Source organism: Lentzea sp. NPDC054927 (assembly GCF_053610285.1).
This window is the reverse complement of sequence record NZ_JBSGXZ010000001.1, coordinates 201,005-217,617: the sequence shown is the minus strand read 5'-3', so window position 1 is coordinate 217,617 and position 16,613 is coordinate 201,005. Positions and strand designations below refer to the sequence as shown.

17 protein-coding genes are annotated in these 16,613 nt (G+C 68.1%); 7 read left to right on the top strand and 10 right to left on the bottom strand.

Annotated elements, in window-relative coordinates:
- Positions 1-56 precede the first annotated feature (56 nt).
- The gene (locus ACWGE0_RS01070; protein WP_452258836.1) at positions 57-884 is read left to right on the top strand and encodes a M55 family metallopeptidase; all 828 of its coding nucleotides are present in this window, start codon (positions 57-59) and stop codon (positions 882-884) included.
- 76 nt (positions 885-960) lie between these two features.
- Positions 961-2,247, top strand: a complete 1,287-nt coding sequence (locus tag ACWGE0_RS01065) for a M20/M25/M40 family metallo-hydrolase (RefSeq protein WP_452258835.1) — start codon at positions 961-963, stop codon at positions 2,245-2,247.
- On the opposite strand, the gene ACWGE0_RS01060 is transcribed toward ACWGE0_RS01065, so the two are convergent.
- From ACWGE0_RS01060 to ACWGE0_RS01050, 3 genes are all read right to left on the bottom strand, one after another.
- Positions 2,224-2,727 carry a pyridoxamine 5'-phosphate oxidase family protein gene (locus tag ACWGE0_RS01060; RefSeq protein ID WP_452259320.1) on the bottom strand — a complete coding sequence of 168 codons (504 nt, stop codon included), beginning with the start codon at positions 2,725-2,727 and terminating at the stop codon, positions 2,224-2,226. The two genes, ACWGE0_RS01065 and ACWGE0_RS01060, sit on opposite strands and share 24 nt — an antisense overlap.
- 91 nt (positions 2,728-2,818) lie before the next feature.
- Entirely contained in the window at positions 2,819-3,394 is a 576-nt protein-coding gene (locus tag ACWGE0_RS01055; RefSeq protein WP_452258834.1) for a pyridoxamine 5'-phosphate oxidase family protein, read from the bottom strand.
- Positions 3,395-3,461: 67 nt separating this feature from the next.
- Positions 3,462-4,430, bottom strand: a complete 969-nt coding sequence (locus ACWGE0_RS01050) for a DUF5937 family protein (protein WP_452258833.1) — start codon at positions 4,428-4,430, stop codon at positions 3,462-3,464.
- 117 nt (positions 4,431-4,547) lie between these two features.
- Between ACWGE0_RS01050 and ACWGE0_RS01045 the strand changes: the two genes are divergently transcribed.
- Positions 4,548-5,075, top strand: coding sequence for a hypothetical protein (locus tag ACWGE0_RS01045; protein WP_452258832.1), 528 nt, complete (start codon positions 4,548-4,550; stop codon positions 5,073-5,075).
- Positions 5,076-5,134: 59 nt separating this feature from the next.
- Here the strand turns inward: ACWGE0_RS01045 and ACWGE0_RS01040 are convergent, their stop codons facing one another.
- Genes ACWGE0_RS01040 through ACWGE0_RS01030 form a run of 3 tightly spaced genes read right to left on the bottom strand, consistent with a single transcriptional unit; the run spans position 5,135 to position 7,066 of the window.
- Positions 5,135-5,725, bottom strand: a complete 591-nt coding sequence (locus tag ACWGE0_RS01040; protein ID WP_452258831.1) for a DinB family protein — start codon at positions 5,723-5,725, stop codon at positions 5,135-5,137.
- A 5-nt stretch (positions 5,726-5,730) separates the two neighbouring features.
- Positions 5,731-6,351, bottom strand: coding sequence for a DinB family protein (locus tag ACWGE0_RS01035; protein WP_452258830.1), 621 nt, complete (start codon positions 6,349-6,351; stop codon positions 5,731-5,733).
- Positions 6,344-7,066, bottom strand: coding sequence for a class I SAM-dependent methyltransferase (locus ACWGE0_RS01030; protein WP_452258829.1), 723 nt, complete (start codon positions 7,064-7,066; stop codon positions 6,344-6,346). The genes ACWGE0_RS01035 and ACWGE0_RS01030 overlap by 8 nt, the downstream gene beginning before the upstream one ends.
- Positions 7,067-7,170: 104 nt before the next feature.
- Between ACWGE0_RS01030 and ACWGE0_RS01025 the strand changes: the two genes are divergently transcribed.
- Positions 7,171-8,829, top strand: coding sequence for a M14 family metallopeptidase (locus ACWGE0_RS01025; protein WP_452258828.1), 1,659 nt, complete (start codon positions 7,171-7,173; stop codon positions 8,827-8,829).
- A gap of 18 nt (positions 8,830-8,847) precedes the next feature.
- Here the strand turns inward: ACWGE0_RS01025 and ACWGE0_RS01020 are convergent, their stop codons facing one another.
- Positions 8,848-10,059: an FAD-dependent monooxygenase gene (locus ACWGE0_RS01020; RefSeq protein ID WP_452258827.1), complete on the bottom strand. Its 1,212-nt coding sequence runs from the start codon at positions 10,057-10,059 to the stop codon at positions 8,848-8,850.
- A gap of 86 nt (positions 10,060-10,145) precedes the next feature.
- Here ACWGE0_RS01020 and ACWGE0_RS01015 point away from each other — a divergent pair, with 86 nt between their 5' ends.
- Positions 10,146-10,691, top strand: a complete 546-nt coding sequence (locus ACWGE0_RS01015; RefSeq protein ID WP_452258826.1) for a TetR/AcrR family transcriptional regulator — start codon at positions 10,146-10,148, stop codon at positions 10,689-10,691.
- Here the strand turns inward: ACWGE0_RS01015 and ACWGE0_RS01010 are convergent.
- Both ACWGE0_RS01010 and ACWGE0_RS01005 read right to left on the bottom strand, forming a co-directional pair.
- On the bottom strand, positions 10,678-13,905 hold the full coding sequence (locus ACWGE0_RS01010) for an ATP-binding protein (RefSeq protein WP_452258825.1): 3,228 nt from the start codon (positions 13,903-13,905) through the stop codon (positions 10,678-10,680). The two genes, ACWGE0_RS01015 and ACWGE0_RS01010, sit on opposite strands and share 14 nt — an antisense overlap.
- Before the next feature lie 58 nt (positions 13,906-13,963).
- On the bottom strand, positions 13,964-14,671 hold the full coding sequence (locus tag ACWGE0_RS01005; protein WP_452258824.1) for a Crp/Fnr family transcriptional regulator: 708 nt from the start codon (positions 14,669-14,671) through the stop codon (positions 13,964-13,966).
- An 89-nt stretch (positions 14,672-14,760) separates the two neighbouring features.
- On the opposite strand from ACWGE0_RS01005, the gene ACWGE0_RS01000 reads away from it, so the two are divergent.
- Together ACWGE0_RS01000 and ACWGE0_RS00995 are read left to right on the top strand one after the other, a co-directional pair.
- A complete protein-coding gene (locus ACWGE0_RS01000) occupies positions 14,761-15,216 on the top strand; it encodes a hypothetical protein (RefSeq protein ID WP_452258823.1) in 456 nt (151 codons plus the stop codon).
- 83 nt (positions 15,217-15,299) lie between these two features.
- Positions 15,300-16,064, top strand: coding sequence for an alpha/beta fold hydrolase (locus ACWGE0_RS00995; RefSeq protein ID WP_452258822.1), 765 nt, complete (start codon positions 15,300-15,302; stop codon positions 16,062-16,064).
- Here ACWGE0_RS00995 and ACWGE0_RS00990 read toward each other — a convergent pair.
- Entirely contained in the window at positions 16,061-16,606 is a 546-nt protein-coding gene (locus ACWGE0_RS00990) for a TetR/AcrR family transcriptional regulator (protein ID WP_452258821.1), read from the bottom strand. The two genes, ACWGE0_RS00995 and ACWGE0_RS00990, sit on opposite strands and share 4 nt — an antisense overlap.
- Positions 16,607-16,613 lie beyond the last annotated feature (7 nt).

Genomic DNA, 16,613 nt, shown 5'->3' with positions numbered 1-16,613 from the left:
TTCACCCGCACGAAATACCCCTCTTCCCCAGCAGCCCACCGCTACGTTACCGAGATGTGCGGATCATGATCTCGGCGGACATGGAAGGCGCCACCGGAGTCACCTGGACCGGGGACGTCGTCCCAGGTACCGAGCAGTGGCAACGGATGCGGCGCTTGTTCACAGATGACGTCAACGCGTGCGTGGCGGGCCTGGTCGCGGGCGGCGCGGACGACGTGCTCGTCAACGAAGCGCATTCCTCCCAGCGCAACCTGCTGCTCGAAGACCTCCACACCTCGGCGCGCCTGCTCACCGGCCGGCACAAACCGCTGTCGATGATGCAGGGCGTCGACTCCGGCGTGGACGGCGTCGTCTTCCTCGGCTACCACACCGGCGCGGGCTCTCCCGGCGTCCTCGCGCACACCTACCTCGAGAACTCCATCACCGGCGTGTGGCTCGACGGTGTGCACGCCTCGGAGGGCCGCCTCAACGCCGCGCTGGCCGCCGAACACGGTGTGCCCGTGCTGCTGGTCACCGGCGACGACCTGACCTGTGCCGATGCCGCGGACTACGCGCCCGGCGCCCGATCGGTCGCGGTCAAGGAATGCGTGTCGCGCTATGCGGCCGTGTGCCTGCCACCCGCCGTGGCGCACTCACAGATCACCGAGGCCGCCACCGCCGCGATGGCGTCCGCCGGGCGTTCCAGCGGTGCCGTGTCAGCACATCGGATCGAGATCGAGTTCGACGCCACGCACCTCGCCGACGCCGCGGCGGTCGTGCCGACCGTGGAGCTGATCGGGACGCGCCGCGTCGGGTTCGACGCCGTGTCGATGACCGACGCGATGAAGGCCTTCAAGATCGTCACGCACGTCGCGGCCGGGGCGATCGAGGGCATCTACGGCTGAACCACCGATCGACACGTTCGGAGGGCAGCGCGGGGCTGTGGGAATTCCACGTGACGCGTCCGGATACGGTGGCGCCATGACGCTGGACGTGGCGCAGCTGTGCGCGCGGCTCATCCGCTTCGACACGACCAACCGCGGAGGCGGCGACAGCGCCGGCGAGCGTGAGGCCGCCGAGCACGTGGCCGCGATCCTGCAGGACAACGGCGTGCCACCCACGTTGCTCGAACCCGCGCCGCAGCGCACCAACGTCCTCGCGCGCATCCACGGCACCGACCCCACGCTGCCGGCCGTGCTGGTCCAGTCGCACCTCGACGTCGTGCCCGCCGACCCCGCCGAGTGGAGCTTCGACCCGTTCGCCGGCGAGATCCGCGACGGGTTCGTGTGCGGGCGCGGCGCGGTGGACATGAAGGACATGGCCGCGATGACGCTCGCCGTGGTCAACCGCTGGCACACCGAGGGTCGCCGGCCGCGCCGCGATGTTGTCCTGGCGTTCGTCGCCGACGAGGAGGACCAGGGCAAGTACGGCGCCCACTGGCTGGTCGAGCACCACACCGGGTACTTCGCCGGGGTCGAGGCGGCGATCAGCGAGTCCGGCGCGTTCTCCTTCGACGTCGACGGCACCCGCCTCTACCCGGTCGGGACGGCTGAGCGCGGCACATCGCACATGAAGCTCACCGCCGTCGGCCGCGCCGGGCACGGGTCGCGGCGCAACCCGCAGAACGCGGTGACCGCGCTGGTCACGTCACTGGCCCGGATCGCCGCGCACGAGCACCCCGTCCGCCTCACGCCGACGGTGGAGGCGTTCCTGGTGGGCGCGGGCAAGGCGCTGGGGATCGAGGTCGACCTGGACGACGTCGACGGCACGATCGCCCGGCTCGGGCCCGCGGCGAAGCTGGTGGAGAACACCGTGCGGTGCTCGACCACGCCGACGATGCTGCAGGCCGGGTACAAGGTCAACGTCATCCCCGGCACCGCGACCGCGCAGCTCGACGTGCGGACGCTGCCCGGCACCGTCGACGAGCTCGTCACGACCATCGACTCGTTGCTCGAAGAGGGCGTGACCCGCGAGTTCCTCGAACACCAGCCGCCGGTCGAAGCACCGGTGGACACCGCGTGGTTCGCGTCGATGGCCGAGGCGCTGCGCGACGAGGACCCGTCCGGGGTCGTCGTGCCGTACTGCCTGGGCGGCGGCACGGACGCCAAGGCGTTCAGCCAGCTCGGCATCCAGTGCTACGGCTTCTCGCCGTTGCTGCTGCCCACCGGCTTCGACTACCGCTCCATGGCCCACGGCGTCGACGAACGCGTCCCGGTCGCGGGCCTCGAGTTCGGTGTCCGGGTCCTAGACCGATTCCTGTCGAGCTGACCGCTGCTCGATCAGCTCCTGCACCGGGCTGGGCAACGTCGTCTCGAAGTCGATCAGCTTCGCCCACGTCGGCGTGACCACGATCCGGACCATGCCGTCGGCGTAGAGCGAGTGGACCTCGCGCTCCCACACCACCCGCTGCTCCGGCGTCATCTCGTAGCTGCCGTTCATCTGCAGGTACTCGAACGGGATGCCGTCGGTGTAGTCGAGCTCGACCGTGCCGCGGATCAGCAGGATCTTCGGCGGATGCACCTCGGTGTCGATCGTCAGCGCCACCGCCGGGTTCGCCTTCAGCGAGTGCAACTTCGGCGCGTTCTTCGAGGTGCACAGGACCAGCTGCTCGCCGTTCCAGTGAAACGCGATCGGGATCGAGCGCGGCGTGCCGTCCTTGGCCACGTACGCCATCCGCGTCAGGTCGCGGGCCAGCAGCTCCTGGCTCAGCGGCCGGCCCAGCACCTCGGTGACCTCGTTCTGCTGCATCTGCTTCGTCGTCATGCCCCAGGGACGGAGCCGCTCAGGCGTTCTCGACACGCTCGCCGAAGATTTTCAGCGAGATTTTCGGGGAGACTGCTCAGCGGGGCGGCAAGGGCAGCGGAACCGCGGGCAGACCGTCGATGCTCGCCTTGTTGTAGTCCTTCTTGTCGGTGTACTCGCGGAACTCCTCGTCGGTCTTGCGGCCGAAGTAGTCCGCGTGCAGCGTCCGCTCCGAGCGGTAGTCCATGAACGGCACCGCGAACCCGCACGTGTCGCTGATCAGCTCGGCCGTCACCACGACCACCGCCCGCAGCGCCGGCCCGTCCGCCTCACCGAACCCCTCGACGAGATCCGCGAAACGCGGGTCGTCGCGGAACACCGGCTCACCACGGCCGTGCACGCGCACGATGTTCGGCGGCCCGTCGAACGCACACCACATCAACGTGATGCGGCCGTTCTCCCGCAGATGCGCGATCGTCTCGGCGTGGCTGCCACCGAAGTCGAGGTAGGCGATCGTGCGGTCGTCGAGGATCCGCAGCGTGCCCTGCCTGCCCTTGGGCGACAGGTTCACGTGACCGTCGCCGGCGAGCGGGGCGCTGGCCACGAAGAACACCTTCTGGTTCTCGATGAACTCCCACAGCCGCGGCTCGATGCGCTCGTATTCCTTACCCATGCTCAGCAGTATCGATCGCCTCGCCCGTCCCTGTCAGCGGACTTCCCAGGTCGTGAGCGATCACGCACTACTCCGGCAGCAGCGCGTGCGCCTGCGGAGTCCGCTTGTAGAGCACGAACCGGCCGTCGCGGCGCTTGGTGACCAGGCCGACGCGGTGCATCGCGCTGAGGTGGTAGGAGATCGTTCCCGGGGTGTAGCCGAGCCGCCGCGCGAGGTCCGTGGTCGAGCGGGCCTGCTCGAGTTCGGCGAGCAGCAACGCGCGGGCGTCCCCGATCACCGCGCCCAGGTCCCTGCCGTGCCGGGGTGACCCGGTGCCGACCTGGTGCGGGGGAAGGTAGAGCACCGCGTCGTCCGGGCCCTGCACGAGCAGGTCGGGCCAGGACAGCACGCTCGGCGCGAGCACCAGGTCGCGGCCGGAGAAGTCGTGCTCGCCGGTGAACAGCGAGTCGACCACGATCGCGCCGCCGGTCCAGGTCAGCTTCGGGTGGGCGGTGTTGAGCAGCCGCGCCAGACCGTGTGTCCGCAGCGTCGTCACCCGCGCGGCGATGTCCTGGTCGATCACCGACTGCAGCGTCGGCCACAGCTCTGCCAGGGAGTGCGTCCAGAACCGGAACAGGCCCGAAGCGAGCCGTTTCGGTGCTGCTCCCGATTCCAGCGCCCGGCGAATCGGAACGGGCGCGCACCGGCCCCAGGTCAGGTCGATCGCCTCGCCGAGCTGGAATTCGAGCACGTCCTGACCCGTGGCTTCCACCGCGGCGATTTGTTCGTCGAGCAGTTCCGCAGGGCGGGTGGCGGAACCGGGCTGCGGTGTCACGAAGTCCGGCACGTAGGTCGCCCCGGACGGCGGTATCAGCCCGGCCAGCAGGGCCACGTCGGGATGGGTCAGCGCGGAGCGCGCCGAGGGGCCGGGATCACCGAAAACAGGGTGCCGGCGGCCGGTCGCGGCGATCTTGAGCCAGGACATCACCTCGTTCGCCGGCGAGAACGAGAACCGGACCCTGGCGACTGTGTCCGCGTCCACGCGCAGCGTGATCATGACCCCGGAAACTAGCAACGATTCGAACTGTTTCAAATCCTTTCGCCGGTCCTGGGCCGCTGCGCTGAACTGTGCTGGTCGGCCGAGGGGGCGGACACCACCGCAAGCGAGGGGAAAATGATGATCCGGCACAAGAAAGCAGGCGCCGTCGCACTGGCATCGAGTCTGCTGATGCTGCTGTCGCTGGCCCAGCCCGCCTCGGCGGCCGTGCGCGGCTGGGTGGTGTCGCCGGCCTACCCCTACCCGGGCAACTGGCACTGCACCGAGAACTACTTCCCGCCGTCCTCACCGAAGGGCGCGATCGACGTCTGCGTGATCAACTCCCACAACGGCGTCGAGCCGGTCTACAAGGCCGTGCTGGTCGTGTGGAACCTCGGCAACACCGGCTTCCAGATGAGCGCCACGAAGATCAACCTGTGGGCCGGGCCCGCCACGTCAGCCCAGGTCGCCGATGACGGCTGCACCGACAGCGGTCTGTCGGCCGACCGCTACGCCGGCTGTTACGGCACCGCCGTGACGCGCTCCACGGTGTGCAACATCAAGCCCAACGCCAACTCGGTCACCGCTGCCGGCGCCATCAACATCCCGGCCCTGAGCTCCAGCCGGATCACCAGGCAGAGCAAGACGATCCCGGTGAGCTGCTGACAGCTCCACCCGACGGTGTGCCCGGGACGGCGAGGGGGCCGTCCCGGGCACACGCACGCTCACGCCTGGCCCGACGCCTCCCGCGCGGCCTGCTCCACCCGTGCCCGGTAGGCCGGCCAGTCCTGGTCCGGCAGGTTCGACACGTTCTGGCGCAATCCGGCCTCACCGTCGATGTCCTCGCGCAGGATGTCCATGTGCCCTGCGTGCCGGTTCGTCTCCGCGATCATGTGCACCAGCAGCAGGTGCAGCGTCACGTAACGGCGTTCCTCCGGCCACCACGGCACCACCCCCGGCGCGTCCAGCGGCAGCTCCGCGATCACCGTGTCCGCGAACTCCGTGACACGCTCGTACAGCGCCAGGATCTCCTCACGCGACTCGGCCGCGGTGGCGAACATGTCCGCGTTCGGATCGGTGTCGTTCTCGATCTGCTCCATCCACGGCAGCTTCTCGCCGAACTCGCGGCCCATGCACGCGCCGAAGTACCCCTGCTCGGTGGTGGCCAGGTGCTTGACCAGGCCCAGCAGGTTCGTGGCGGTCGGCGTCAACGGCCGGCGCACGTCGTACTCCGACAACCCGTCGAGCTTCCAGCGCACCGTCGCCCTGGCCGCGTTCAGGTAGTGGTGCAGGTCGGTTTTCGGATCTGAGCCCATGCCGGTCAGCCTGGCAGGGCCCGGCTCGAGGCGACGGCGATTTCCTCCAGACGAGCGTGATGCCCGGCCCACCACCCCTCGGGCACCGCGGGCATGTTCGAGTTGCCGTCCTGCATGCCGACCGCGCCGTCGATCAGCTCCCGCACCACGTCCGCGTGCCCGGCGTGCCGGTGCAGCTCGATCGACACCTGCACCAGCACCTGCCGCAACGTCACCTCCCGCCGCCCCGGCGACCACCACGTCACCACCCCCGGCGCGTCCACCGGCAACGCCGCGATCGTCGCGTCGGCGAACTCCCGCACCCGCGCGTAGAAATCCACCACCGACGCACGCGACTCCTCCAACTCCGCATACATGTCCGACGCCGGCAACGCGTCCGCGGTCGACCACAGCGGAGGGTCGGGGAACGGCCGGTCGAACACCCGGCCGAAGTAGTTCAGCTCCACCCCGGCCGCGTGCTTCACCAGCCCCAGCAGGTTCGTGCCCGTCGGCGTCACCGGCCGCCGCACGTCGTACTCCGACAACCCGTCGAGCTTCCACAGCAACGCCGACCGCGCCGCCTCCAGGAACCGGTGCAGCAGCGCCTTCTCGTCGATGAGATCCACGAGAAACAGCGTCTCAGACACCACCGACACTTTTGAGCACCAGCAGATCCAGGTGATCCACCACCGGCCCGCTCTCCACCGCGGCCGCCGCCAGCAACCGCGCCCGCCCCTGCTCGAACTCCTCCGCGGTCAGCGACCGCAGCAACGTGTCCGCCTCCCACCGCACCGTCGGCGCCTTGTCCGCCAACGACTCCGCCGTCACCTGCGGCACCGCCTCCAGCCGCTGCACCGCGAACCCCATCCCGTCCGCCACCTCGGCCACGGTCGGGAACCCGTCGAGCGCCCGCACCGCCGCGGGGAAGAACCGGAACAACCCGATGCCGCCATGCCGCTCACGGAACAACGACCGCAACACCACCACCCCTCCCGGCCGCAGCACCCGCCGCAACTCCACCCCGGCAGCGGCCAGATCCCGCACGTGATGCACCACCGTCGACATCCACACGACGTCCACCGACCCGTCCGGCAACGGAATCGCCGTCGCGTCCCCGGCGAGCATCGGCACCCCCGACGCCGACCGCATGTCCGGCGACGGCTCCACCGCCACGACCTCCACGTCCGGGAACCACTCGGCGAACGCCCGCACGAACAACCCGGTCCCCGCCCCCAGGTCGAGCACCGTGCTGCCCGGCACGAAATACGGTGCCACCGCGTCCCGCCACGACGACAACCCCGTCAGCGAAATCTCCCGGGCCACCCGGTACGAGGCGGCCTCCACAGCGTCATAGCGCGTCATCCCACCAGGTAAAGCCATACGGATGGCGGGATGACAGTGAGGCTTCACACGCACTAAACATTGCGGAGCCATGTCCCTGCCGTGGTACGAAAGGGTTGCCCTGCATGCGAAAGAGCCATCTCAGACCCCTGATCGGGGTCACCGTCGCCGCGAGCGTCGTGTTCGCCATGGGAGGCGTGCCCACCGGCGCAGCTCCCGGCGCTCAGGAAACGACGACGAACTACCAGGTCAGCAACGTTCGCACCGCTGAACAGCGCACCAAGGTCGCCAAGTCCGGTGCCGCGATCGACTCGGTCGAGGAGCACGGCATCGTCGTGATCACCGCGACCGAACGCGAGGTGAAGAGCCTCCGGGCCCAGGGCTTCGAGGTCGCCGAGCTGCCCAAGCGGATGGAGGCGAACTCCGAGATCGGGCCGTTCGACTTCCCCGCCGCGGACTCGAACTACCACAACTACGCCGAGATGACCGCGGAGATCAACGCCGCGGTCGCGGCCTACCCGAACATCCTGAGCAAGCAGGTCATCGGCAAGTCGTACGAGAACCGCGACATCATCGCGCTCAAGATCAGCGACAACGTCGGCGTCGACGAGAACGAGCCGGAGGTGCTGTTCACGCACCACCAGCACGCCCGTGAGCACCTCACCGTCGAGATGGCGCTGTACACGATCAAAGAGTTCACGACGAAGTACGGCTCCGAAGCGCGGCTCACCGACCTGGTGAACACCCGCGAGATCTGGGTCATCCCGGACGTCAACCCCGACGGCGGCGAGTACGACATCGCGACCGGCAGCTACCGGTCGTGGCGCAAGAACCGGCAGCCCAACGCCGGCTCGGCCAACGTCGGCACCGACCTCAACCGCAACTGGGGCTACAAGTGGGGCTGCTGCGGCGGTTCCTCGGGCAGCACCGGCTCCGACACCTACCGCGGGCCGAGCGCGGAGTCCGCGCCCGAGGTCAAGGTCGTGGCCGACTTCGTGCGCGGCCGCAACGTCGGTGGCAAGCAGCAGATCACCTCGTCGATCGACTTCCACACCTACAGCCAGCTCATCCTGTGGCCGTGGGGCTGGACCTACGACGACATCGCGCCCGGCCTGACCGAGGACCAGCGCAACACGTTCGCGACCATCGGCCAGTCCATGGCGCAGAGCAACGGCTACACGCCCGAGCAGTCCAGCGACCTGTACATCACCGACGGGTCGATCCCCGACTGGCTGTGGGGCGCGCAGGGCGTCTTCGCCTACACCTTCGAGATGTACCCCGGCAGCTCGGGCTCCGGCGGCGGCTTCTACCCGCCCGACGAGGTCATCCCGGCCCAGACCTCCCGCAACAAGGAGGCCGTGCTGCAACTGCTGGAACGCGCCGACTGCCCGTACGAGGCCATCGGCAAGGAACAGCAGTACTGCGGCGTCACCCAGCCGCCGGGCAAGTTCTTCGAGAACGCCGCGGACTTCCAGATCGCGGACAACGCCACGATCAACTCGCCGATCACGGTGTCCGAGGTGACCGGCAACGCGCCGGCCACCCTCAAGGTCGCGGTGGACATCAAGCACACCTACCAGGGCGACCTCAAGGTCGATCTGGTCGCGCCGGACGGCACCGTCTACGTCCTGCACAACCGCACCGGCGGCAGCACGGACAACATCAACACCACCTACACCGTCAACGCCTCCAGCGAGGTCGCCAACGGCGGCTGGCAGCTGCGGGTCAACGACAACGCGGCCCAGGACACCGGGTTCCTCGACAAGTGGAGCCTGCAGTTCTGAACCGTCTGAGATGAGCCGTCAGGGCGCCGGTACGCCGGCGCCCTGACGCTCGTAGTCCTCGACGTGCATCGAGTCGTGCAGACGGATGCCCTTCGAGTTGAGCTTGGCCAGCGGCCGCACCAGCCACGACGGCAGCGAGGTCACCAGTTGCATGCCGCGCACCAGGGCCGTCACACCCGCACGCGAGGTCGGGATCAGCGTCTTCGCCACGCCCAGCGCGAACGCCCTGCTGGCGTGCACCAGATCGCGCATCTCGTTCTCGTAGCGCGCGAACGCCGCCTCGTGGTCCGAACCCCGCGTCAGCTCGCCGGCCAGCACGTAGGCGCCCAGCACCGCGAGGCTCGTGCTGCCGCCGATGGCCGGACCAGGGCAGTACGCGGCGTCGCCGACCAGCGCCACCCGCCCGCGCGACCACGTGTCGGTCGTCAGCTGAGTGATCGAGTCGAAGTAGAACACCCGATCCTCGTCCAGGTAGCGCATCCACCCGTCGACCTCCGGGTGGAGCCCGGCGAACGCCTCCCGGAGCAGCTGCTTCTGCCTCTCCACGTCCCGGTGGTGGTACTCGAGCTCAGGTGAGCGGAACAGGAACACCGCCCGCGCGTCGTCGATGTGCTGTGCCCCGTACACCTGCGCGCTGCGCCCAGGCCCGATGTGGCCGCTCATCGCCCCCGGCACGCCCAGCTCCCGCGGCACCGACAACACCGCCAGATACGCGCCCACGAACGTCTTCGCGACCTCCCCGAACACCAGCCGCCGCACGTTCGAATGCAACCCGTCCGCCCCGATGACCAGGTCGAACCGTCGCGGCGTGCCCACCTCGAAGGTCACCGCACCGTCCTGGTCGACGGATGTGATCGAGTCGCCGAACACGTACTCGACGTCCTCACGCGTGGCGTCGTAGTAGATCTCGCTCAGGTCGTCGCGCATGACCTCGACGTGCCGGTCCGATGCCGCCGCGAAGATCTTCGTGACATCACCGCTGATCGGCTTGCGCGTCCCCTCGCGCAGGAACGTCAGCCGCGTGGTCCCGGTCGCCAGCGCCTCGATCCGCGGCAGCACACCCATCCGCTCGGAGATGTCCATCGCCGGCTTGAACAGGTCCACCGCGTGCCCGCCGGTCTTGCGCAGCACCGGCGACCGCTCGACCACCGTCACCCGGTGCCCGTACCGCGTGAGCCAGTAGGCCAGCACCGGCCCGGCAATGCTCGCCCCGGAAACAAGAACCTGCACGTCAAACCCCCTTACTTAACGGTCGGTAAGTAACCTTGCGGCGAGCCTACACCCGAACTGACCGACCGTTAAGTAAGATTCGGCGCGTGGCCTCCAACACCAAGCAGCGGATCCAGCAGACCGCCAGGGAGCTGTTCGCCACCAAGGGCGTGCAACAGACCAGCCTGCAGGAGATCGCCGACCGCCTCGGCATCACCAAACCCGCGCTCTACTACCACTTCGCCTCACGCGACGACCTGATCCGCAGCATCGTCACCCCCCTGCTCGACGACGGCGAAACCTTCCTCGCCCGCATGGAAGAACGCGAGGACGTGCCACCCCTCGAACTCATCGAGGGCTTCTTCGACTTTCACCACCGCCACCGCGCCGACATGCTCCTGCTGCTCTCCGAACTGACCACCCTCGCCGAACTGGGCCTGATCGACGTAGTACTCGCCTGGCGCGCCCGCCTCACCCACCTCGTCTACGGCCCCACCCCGACCCTGGAACAACAGGCCCGCGCCGTGCTGGCGTTCGGCGGCATGCAGGACTGCACCATGCAGTTCCCGGACGCACCCTTCGACGAACTGCGCGCCGCGACGGTGACCGCCGCGAGCGCCGCACTGGGCATCGAGCCGCTCAGGACACCCTGAGGTCTTTGACCTCCCACCGGCTGAAGGTCACGCCGGTGATCGCCGCCAGGTCGTCGAGCAATTGCCGCAGAACGACGTTCGCCACTCGCGCCGACTTCTCCTCCAGTACGTCCTTGCAGAGTCGATCGAGCCACCCCTGGATGGTTGAGCACTCGACGTCGTCCGCGTCGGACAGCGTTTTCTCGAGCGCGACCAGGAGGGCGTGGTCGCGGTTGAGCATCATCCTGGGTCGCTCGGTGGCGCCGACCTCGTGGCGCCGGCGAGCAAGGCCGACCTCGCGGCTGACACCGCGTCTGCGACCGGGCAGCGGAAGGCTCAGCGCGTCGCCGAACACCGACCCCTCGGACAGGCCGTAGTCCCCACGCAGCAACCACCAAAGCTGCCCATCCCGAATCTCTGGGAGGACTGTCTGGAAGTCTTCGTAGAGCTGGGCAGCCTCGTCGACCACCCGCACAGGGTCCTCGTTCGGCCAAGCCTGCTCGATCAACGACAGCTCACGTCGTGAGCTCGCGACCAGCCAGCTGTTCAATCCAGTTGTGCGCACAAAAGCAGGAAAGACCGCGTGTTTTGTCAGCAACTCGAGTACCACCGTGCGGCATCGGTCGGGATTGACGTCGCCCAGCAGCGCATGAGTTTCCTCCCCCGCACTGGAAACGGTGAGGACTGGACATTGCGTGCGATATACCAGCACTGCCGCCGACTCCAGTACTTCGCTCGACTGATAGTAGCCCTTGACGAGTCGTGGACTGTCGCTCCAACGGCTCCTGGGAAAGAGGTTGTCGAAGGTCGACAAAATCGCTCTGCGCTGGTCCTGGTCGGTTATGCAGCTCATTCGAACCTTTCTCATCAGGTCGGGAAGAAGCGAGGCGACCTGACAGTGGATGATCTTGTACAACTCCTTTCTGAGGTCCATGTCGATGTCGAGCTCGTTTCGTGAGGCTGCCACTGGCGCCTTTTCGCGCCTGAAGTTGACCGTCACATAGCATCCCTCCAGATCCAGGTCGTAGTTGGTGTAACTGCGCTTGGCAATTCGAATTCCGTCGACGCAGTACGTGATGGAGACGAAACCCAGAATCTTGTGTTCAGGCTTCTTCACGTACTTGCCCTGCCCTTTGTGCGGCCTCGGGTCGTGCAGGATCTCGATCTTGCAGTCGATCTCGTAGGCGCCGAGTCGGAGCCTTTCTGTGCCTTCCACTATCGACCAGCCGGCGCAGTACTCGACGTCGTTGGCGAGTACAGAAAAGGTCGACAACGACGACGGGACGCGCACGTCGGGGGTGACCACGACGTACGGAGGGAGATAAGCGAAGAGATCTGTCATCGCTTCTCGGAACTCTTTGAGTGTCATCGCATTCGTGAGTGTGATGCGAATTTCCGTGCCGACCGCACAATGGGCGAACTCCGTGTAGAACGGCTTGTCCGCGCCCGAGAAACGAATCGCGATGCCATGCGAGGGCAACATGTCGGCGGTGCGCGTGTACACCTCGAGCGACGAGGCGACGCTGAACACCGAAGCGAACCCGATCCCGAACCGCCCGAAGAACGCACTGGCATCAGCGCCCTCCGCCACCGACGTGTCGCGCCACCCCGACCGCCCCAGCACGGACAGCTGCGTCAGCACCTGCTGATAGGTCATGCCGATCCCGTTGTCACGGATCGTCACGTGATGCGGATCTTCGAACTCCACCTCCACCCGCGGCACGTAGTCGCGATCCCGCCGCCCCCCGAGCTCGACCGCGTCGATGCTGTTCTGCACCAGCTCTCGCAGCCACACGTGCGGCCTGTCCCCGTACAGGGCACGGCCCATCAGCAGCCGGGTGATCGGGCGGGGATCGACCCGCACCTCGTGCACCTGAAGGCTGCGGTCGCGCCAGTTCGGGGTGTCGAGCTCGAAGCTGATGGTGGGTGGGATCAGGTGCGATCGACGCCAGGCGTCCTCGAGTTCGGCGAAGTACCGGCGGACCATGTGGTGCGCGTCGGCGGTGATTCGGTAGCCGATGCGTTCGGTCACCGCGAGGTCGATGCGCACGCAGCCGTCGGAGCGGCCGTGCCGCACCTCGAGAACGTTCTTGCGTTGCACGACGTCGGACGGCAGTTCGGCGTCGACCAGGCCCGGGTTGTCCAGCAATTGCGCGAGCCGGGCCAAGCCCCACAGCAGGCTGAAGCACTGGGCGGTGGGGGTGGCGTTCATCCCCGCGACCTGCTTGAGCTTCTCGGGCTCGACCAGGCTGATCTGGCCGATCAGCCGCCGGATCGCTTCGAAGTCCTTCGCGTCGACCCCGGACATCGAGTCGACCAGCAGGTCCATGTCGCGCCGCAGCTGTGCGGCACTGCCGAACTCCGCCGCCGGATCCGCCTGTGCCTGGTGGTTGTGGATCACCGCGAGTTCCGCGAGCACGTACGCGAGGGCGACCTGGGCCGTGCTGCCGTACGCGGTGACCGGTGAGTGGACGTCGACGAGTTCGACGATCTGCCGGAAGACGTCCAGCGTGTGCAGGACGTCCACACCGCGTTCGTAGCGGATCGACACGGTTTCCCTGATCTCGTGGGCTGCGGACAACACCGCGGTCAGCCCGCGATCCGCCGGCGTCCGCGGCTCGGCCACAGGAGAGGTGAGGGCGTGTCGCAGCTTCTCCGTCTCGACGCCGGGCAACCAGAACCAGGCGTCTTCCGAGAAGGTCTTCTCCGTGACAACCGCCCTCGCGAACCGCGACGGCTCCAGCGAGGTCAGACCGGCGACGACGAGATCGGAATACACGTCGTGGGCGAGGACCAGGACGAGTTGGGCCTCGGGGGCGTGGGCGAGAGCTTGCCGGGCGAGTGCGGAGTTGAGCAGGCGCTTGACCCTGACCACCGCTTGGCCCGAGTACCCCATCGGAGAAAGGCCGACAGGACCGTGGGCGAAGGCGACGCGCAGCCGCAGCCAGTCCTCCGCACCCCGCGTCAGGTTGCGCTGGAAGAGCAAAGAGGCGAGCTTGCGGACGAACGCGTCGATCACCCTGTTCTCGGGCTCGGTGACCGGGATGAGTGCGAGCTCCTCGTCGCCGCGCTGGTCCTTGGACCACGACTCGCGGTGCAGGCCTGTCTCCTGTGCGGCCTGCTCCAGGAGATCGCTGAGTTCTCGCTGTACTTCGGACTGCTGGGCGTCATTGCCCCTGCTGTAACCCTCGACGTCGACCGCGAAGCACAGCTGCCGGGTGAACCTGTCGTTCATGGGCCGCAGTCTGGCGTTCACGACCTTTGCTCAACCGGGAAAAATCCCGCTTCTGCCGTCACTCTTTCAGGTGAGCGAAGCGGCGCAGTCCCGCCACGTCCACCACCGTCATGTCGCAGTACCCGTTGATGATCAGCTTCAGGTCGCGCAGCTGCCGCATCGCTCTGCGCACCGAGTCCTCCCTGGCGCCGATGAGCTGCCCCCACTCCCGTTGCGACAGGTCCACACCGACGGCGAGCCCGTGCTCGGTTCCGTGTCCGAAGCGGTCGGCGAGCTCGACGATCATGCGGGCCAGCCTCGTGGGCCCGTCGTACCGGATGTAGTCCTGCCGTTGCTGGTCAGCCTGCGACAACCGATCAACCAGCATCCTCCTGATCCCAGCCTCGGCGTGCGGCCTGCGCTCGAGGAAAGCGATGAACTCGTCGCGGCTGAGTTTCTGCACCGCGGTCGGCTTGCACGCCAACGCGGTCGCCGTACGCGGTTCCTCGGACAGCGCCGCCATGTCTCCGATCAGATCGCCGCTCGTGCGAATGCCCAGCAGGCTCTCGTGCCCGTCCTCCGCGGTCATCACGATCTTCACGCAGGCGAGCTCGCTCGACCGGGCCGTCGTCAGCACCAGCACTGTGGTCTGGAGCGCTCCTTGACGCAGCAGCACCGTTCCCGCGGGAAACTCGAGCCGTCTGCCCAAAGACATGAGTTCCTGGCGGGTTCCGGCGTCGAGCCTGCTGACGAAGGTGCCAGGCGCCCAGGACATGGCTTCGACCATCGACCGAGCCTAGACGCGGGCCACGAACGGCCCGAGTGACACCGTTCGGCCTCTCCCGATCAACGCCCAGGTGGACGACCATCACGCGGGTGACCCTCCGCCACGCCTGGGTGCTGCCGCTGACACCTACCGCCGTCGTGCTGCTCATCGCGGTCGCTCTGATCCCGGTCACCGCCAGCGCCGACGAACGCGTGTGGCTGCTCGGCCTCCTGATCGCCGCCGCCCTGCTCGCCACCGCGACAGCCGCGGCGGCCATCCGAATCTCCGGCGAACCCACGACCAGGCCGTGGGCGATCGCCGCCGGCACCGGAACACTGACTGCGGCCACTCCGTTCGTGGTCAGCGCGATCCTCGGCGGCCCAACCAACGTGCTGATCGTGGTGCCGTGGCTGATCTTCGGCCTGGGTGCCGCGTACTGGCAGTTGCAGCTGTGCGAGGGAGCGCGATCACGGCCGCTGCACGCCGCCATAGGATTCGGCTACACCTTCGTCTTCACGGCAGTGACGCTGTTGTTCGCGGTGCTCGCGGCGCGGCTGATCGACTGATGAGAATCGGCTCTCAAAACCACTCTCAGTTGACCTGAGCGCGGGGTAGGGTCCGGCATCCGAATTACCACGCGGGGAGAGACATGCGCGCCGTCGAGATCAGACCTGGGGTCCGGATCCGCTGGGTGGAAGTGCCGGGTGCCGCGCCCGCCCGCGTGTACTTGCACGGCCTTGGCGCGTCGTCGGCGCCCTACTACGCCGAGGCGGTGGCGCATCCGCTGCTGGCCGGTCGCCGCAGCCTCATGATGGACATGCTCGGGTTCGGCATCAGCGACCGCCCGACCGGGTTCGCCTACTCGCTGGAGGGGCACGCCGACGCGCTGGCGGTGGCGCTGGCCAAGATCGGCCTGCGGCGCAGCGAGATCATCGGGCACAGCATGGGCGGCGCCGTGGCCATCGTGCTCGCCGCGCGGCATCCCGAGATGGTGCGCTCGCTCGTTCTGGTCGACCCGCACGTCGACCCCGCCTCGCCCTCGCTCGGCGCGCCCGGCAGCCGCGGGATCGCCGCCTACGGTGAGGCCGACTTCCTGTCCCACGGCTTCGACCGCGTGCTGCGCGACGTCGGGCCGCACTGGGCCGCCACCATGCGCATGGCGGGCCGTGAAGCCCTCTACCGCAGCGCTGTCGACCTGGTCCGCGGCACCTCGCCGACCATGCGGAAGCTGTTGCTGGAACTGGAGATCCCGCGCGTCTTCCTGCACCCCGAGGAAGCACCGCCGCGTGGCGCCCGCGAGCTCACCGCGGCGGGTGTGCAGGTCATCTCCGTGCCGAACACCGGCCACAACATCATGATCGACAACGTCGAGGGCTTCGCTCGCGCGGTGGCCCAGCAGCGCCTGTCGGTCTAGCCGAGCTCACGGCCGATCGCGCCGGACAGCAGCTCACGCGCCCGTTGCAACGTCAGCGAGCCGCTGTGCCAGCGCTCGCTCACACCCTCGACCAGCGCGGTGAGACGCTCCGCGGCCGCTGCCGCGTCCACGTCCGGATTCGCTTGGCGGACAAGGGTTTCGACGTCGGCGTTCCAGGCGTCGGTGGCGGCCAGCAACGTCGAGCGCAGCTCCTCGTGGAACGCCGCACTCGCCCGCAGCTCACCCCACGCCACGCTGGTCTCCCGCACGTGCCCGGTGTCCTGCAGCTCGCCCAACAGCATCTGCTCAAGCTGCTCCCGCGGATCGTCCGACACAGCGCCGGACGTGTAGGTCCGCGCACGGTCGTTCACGTGCTCCAGCGCGGCCCGCAGAATCCCGGCGCGGTCCTTGAAGTGGTAGTAGATCAACGCCGTGGACACCCCGGCCTCGGCCGCGAGCTTCTCGACGCGCAACCCGCGCACACCGTCCTGCGCGATCACGCGCACCGCGGCCTCGAGCATCTGGGTCCTGCGCTCCGACACGTCCGTC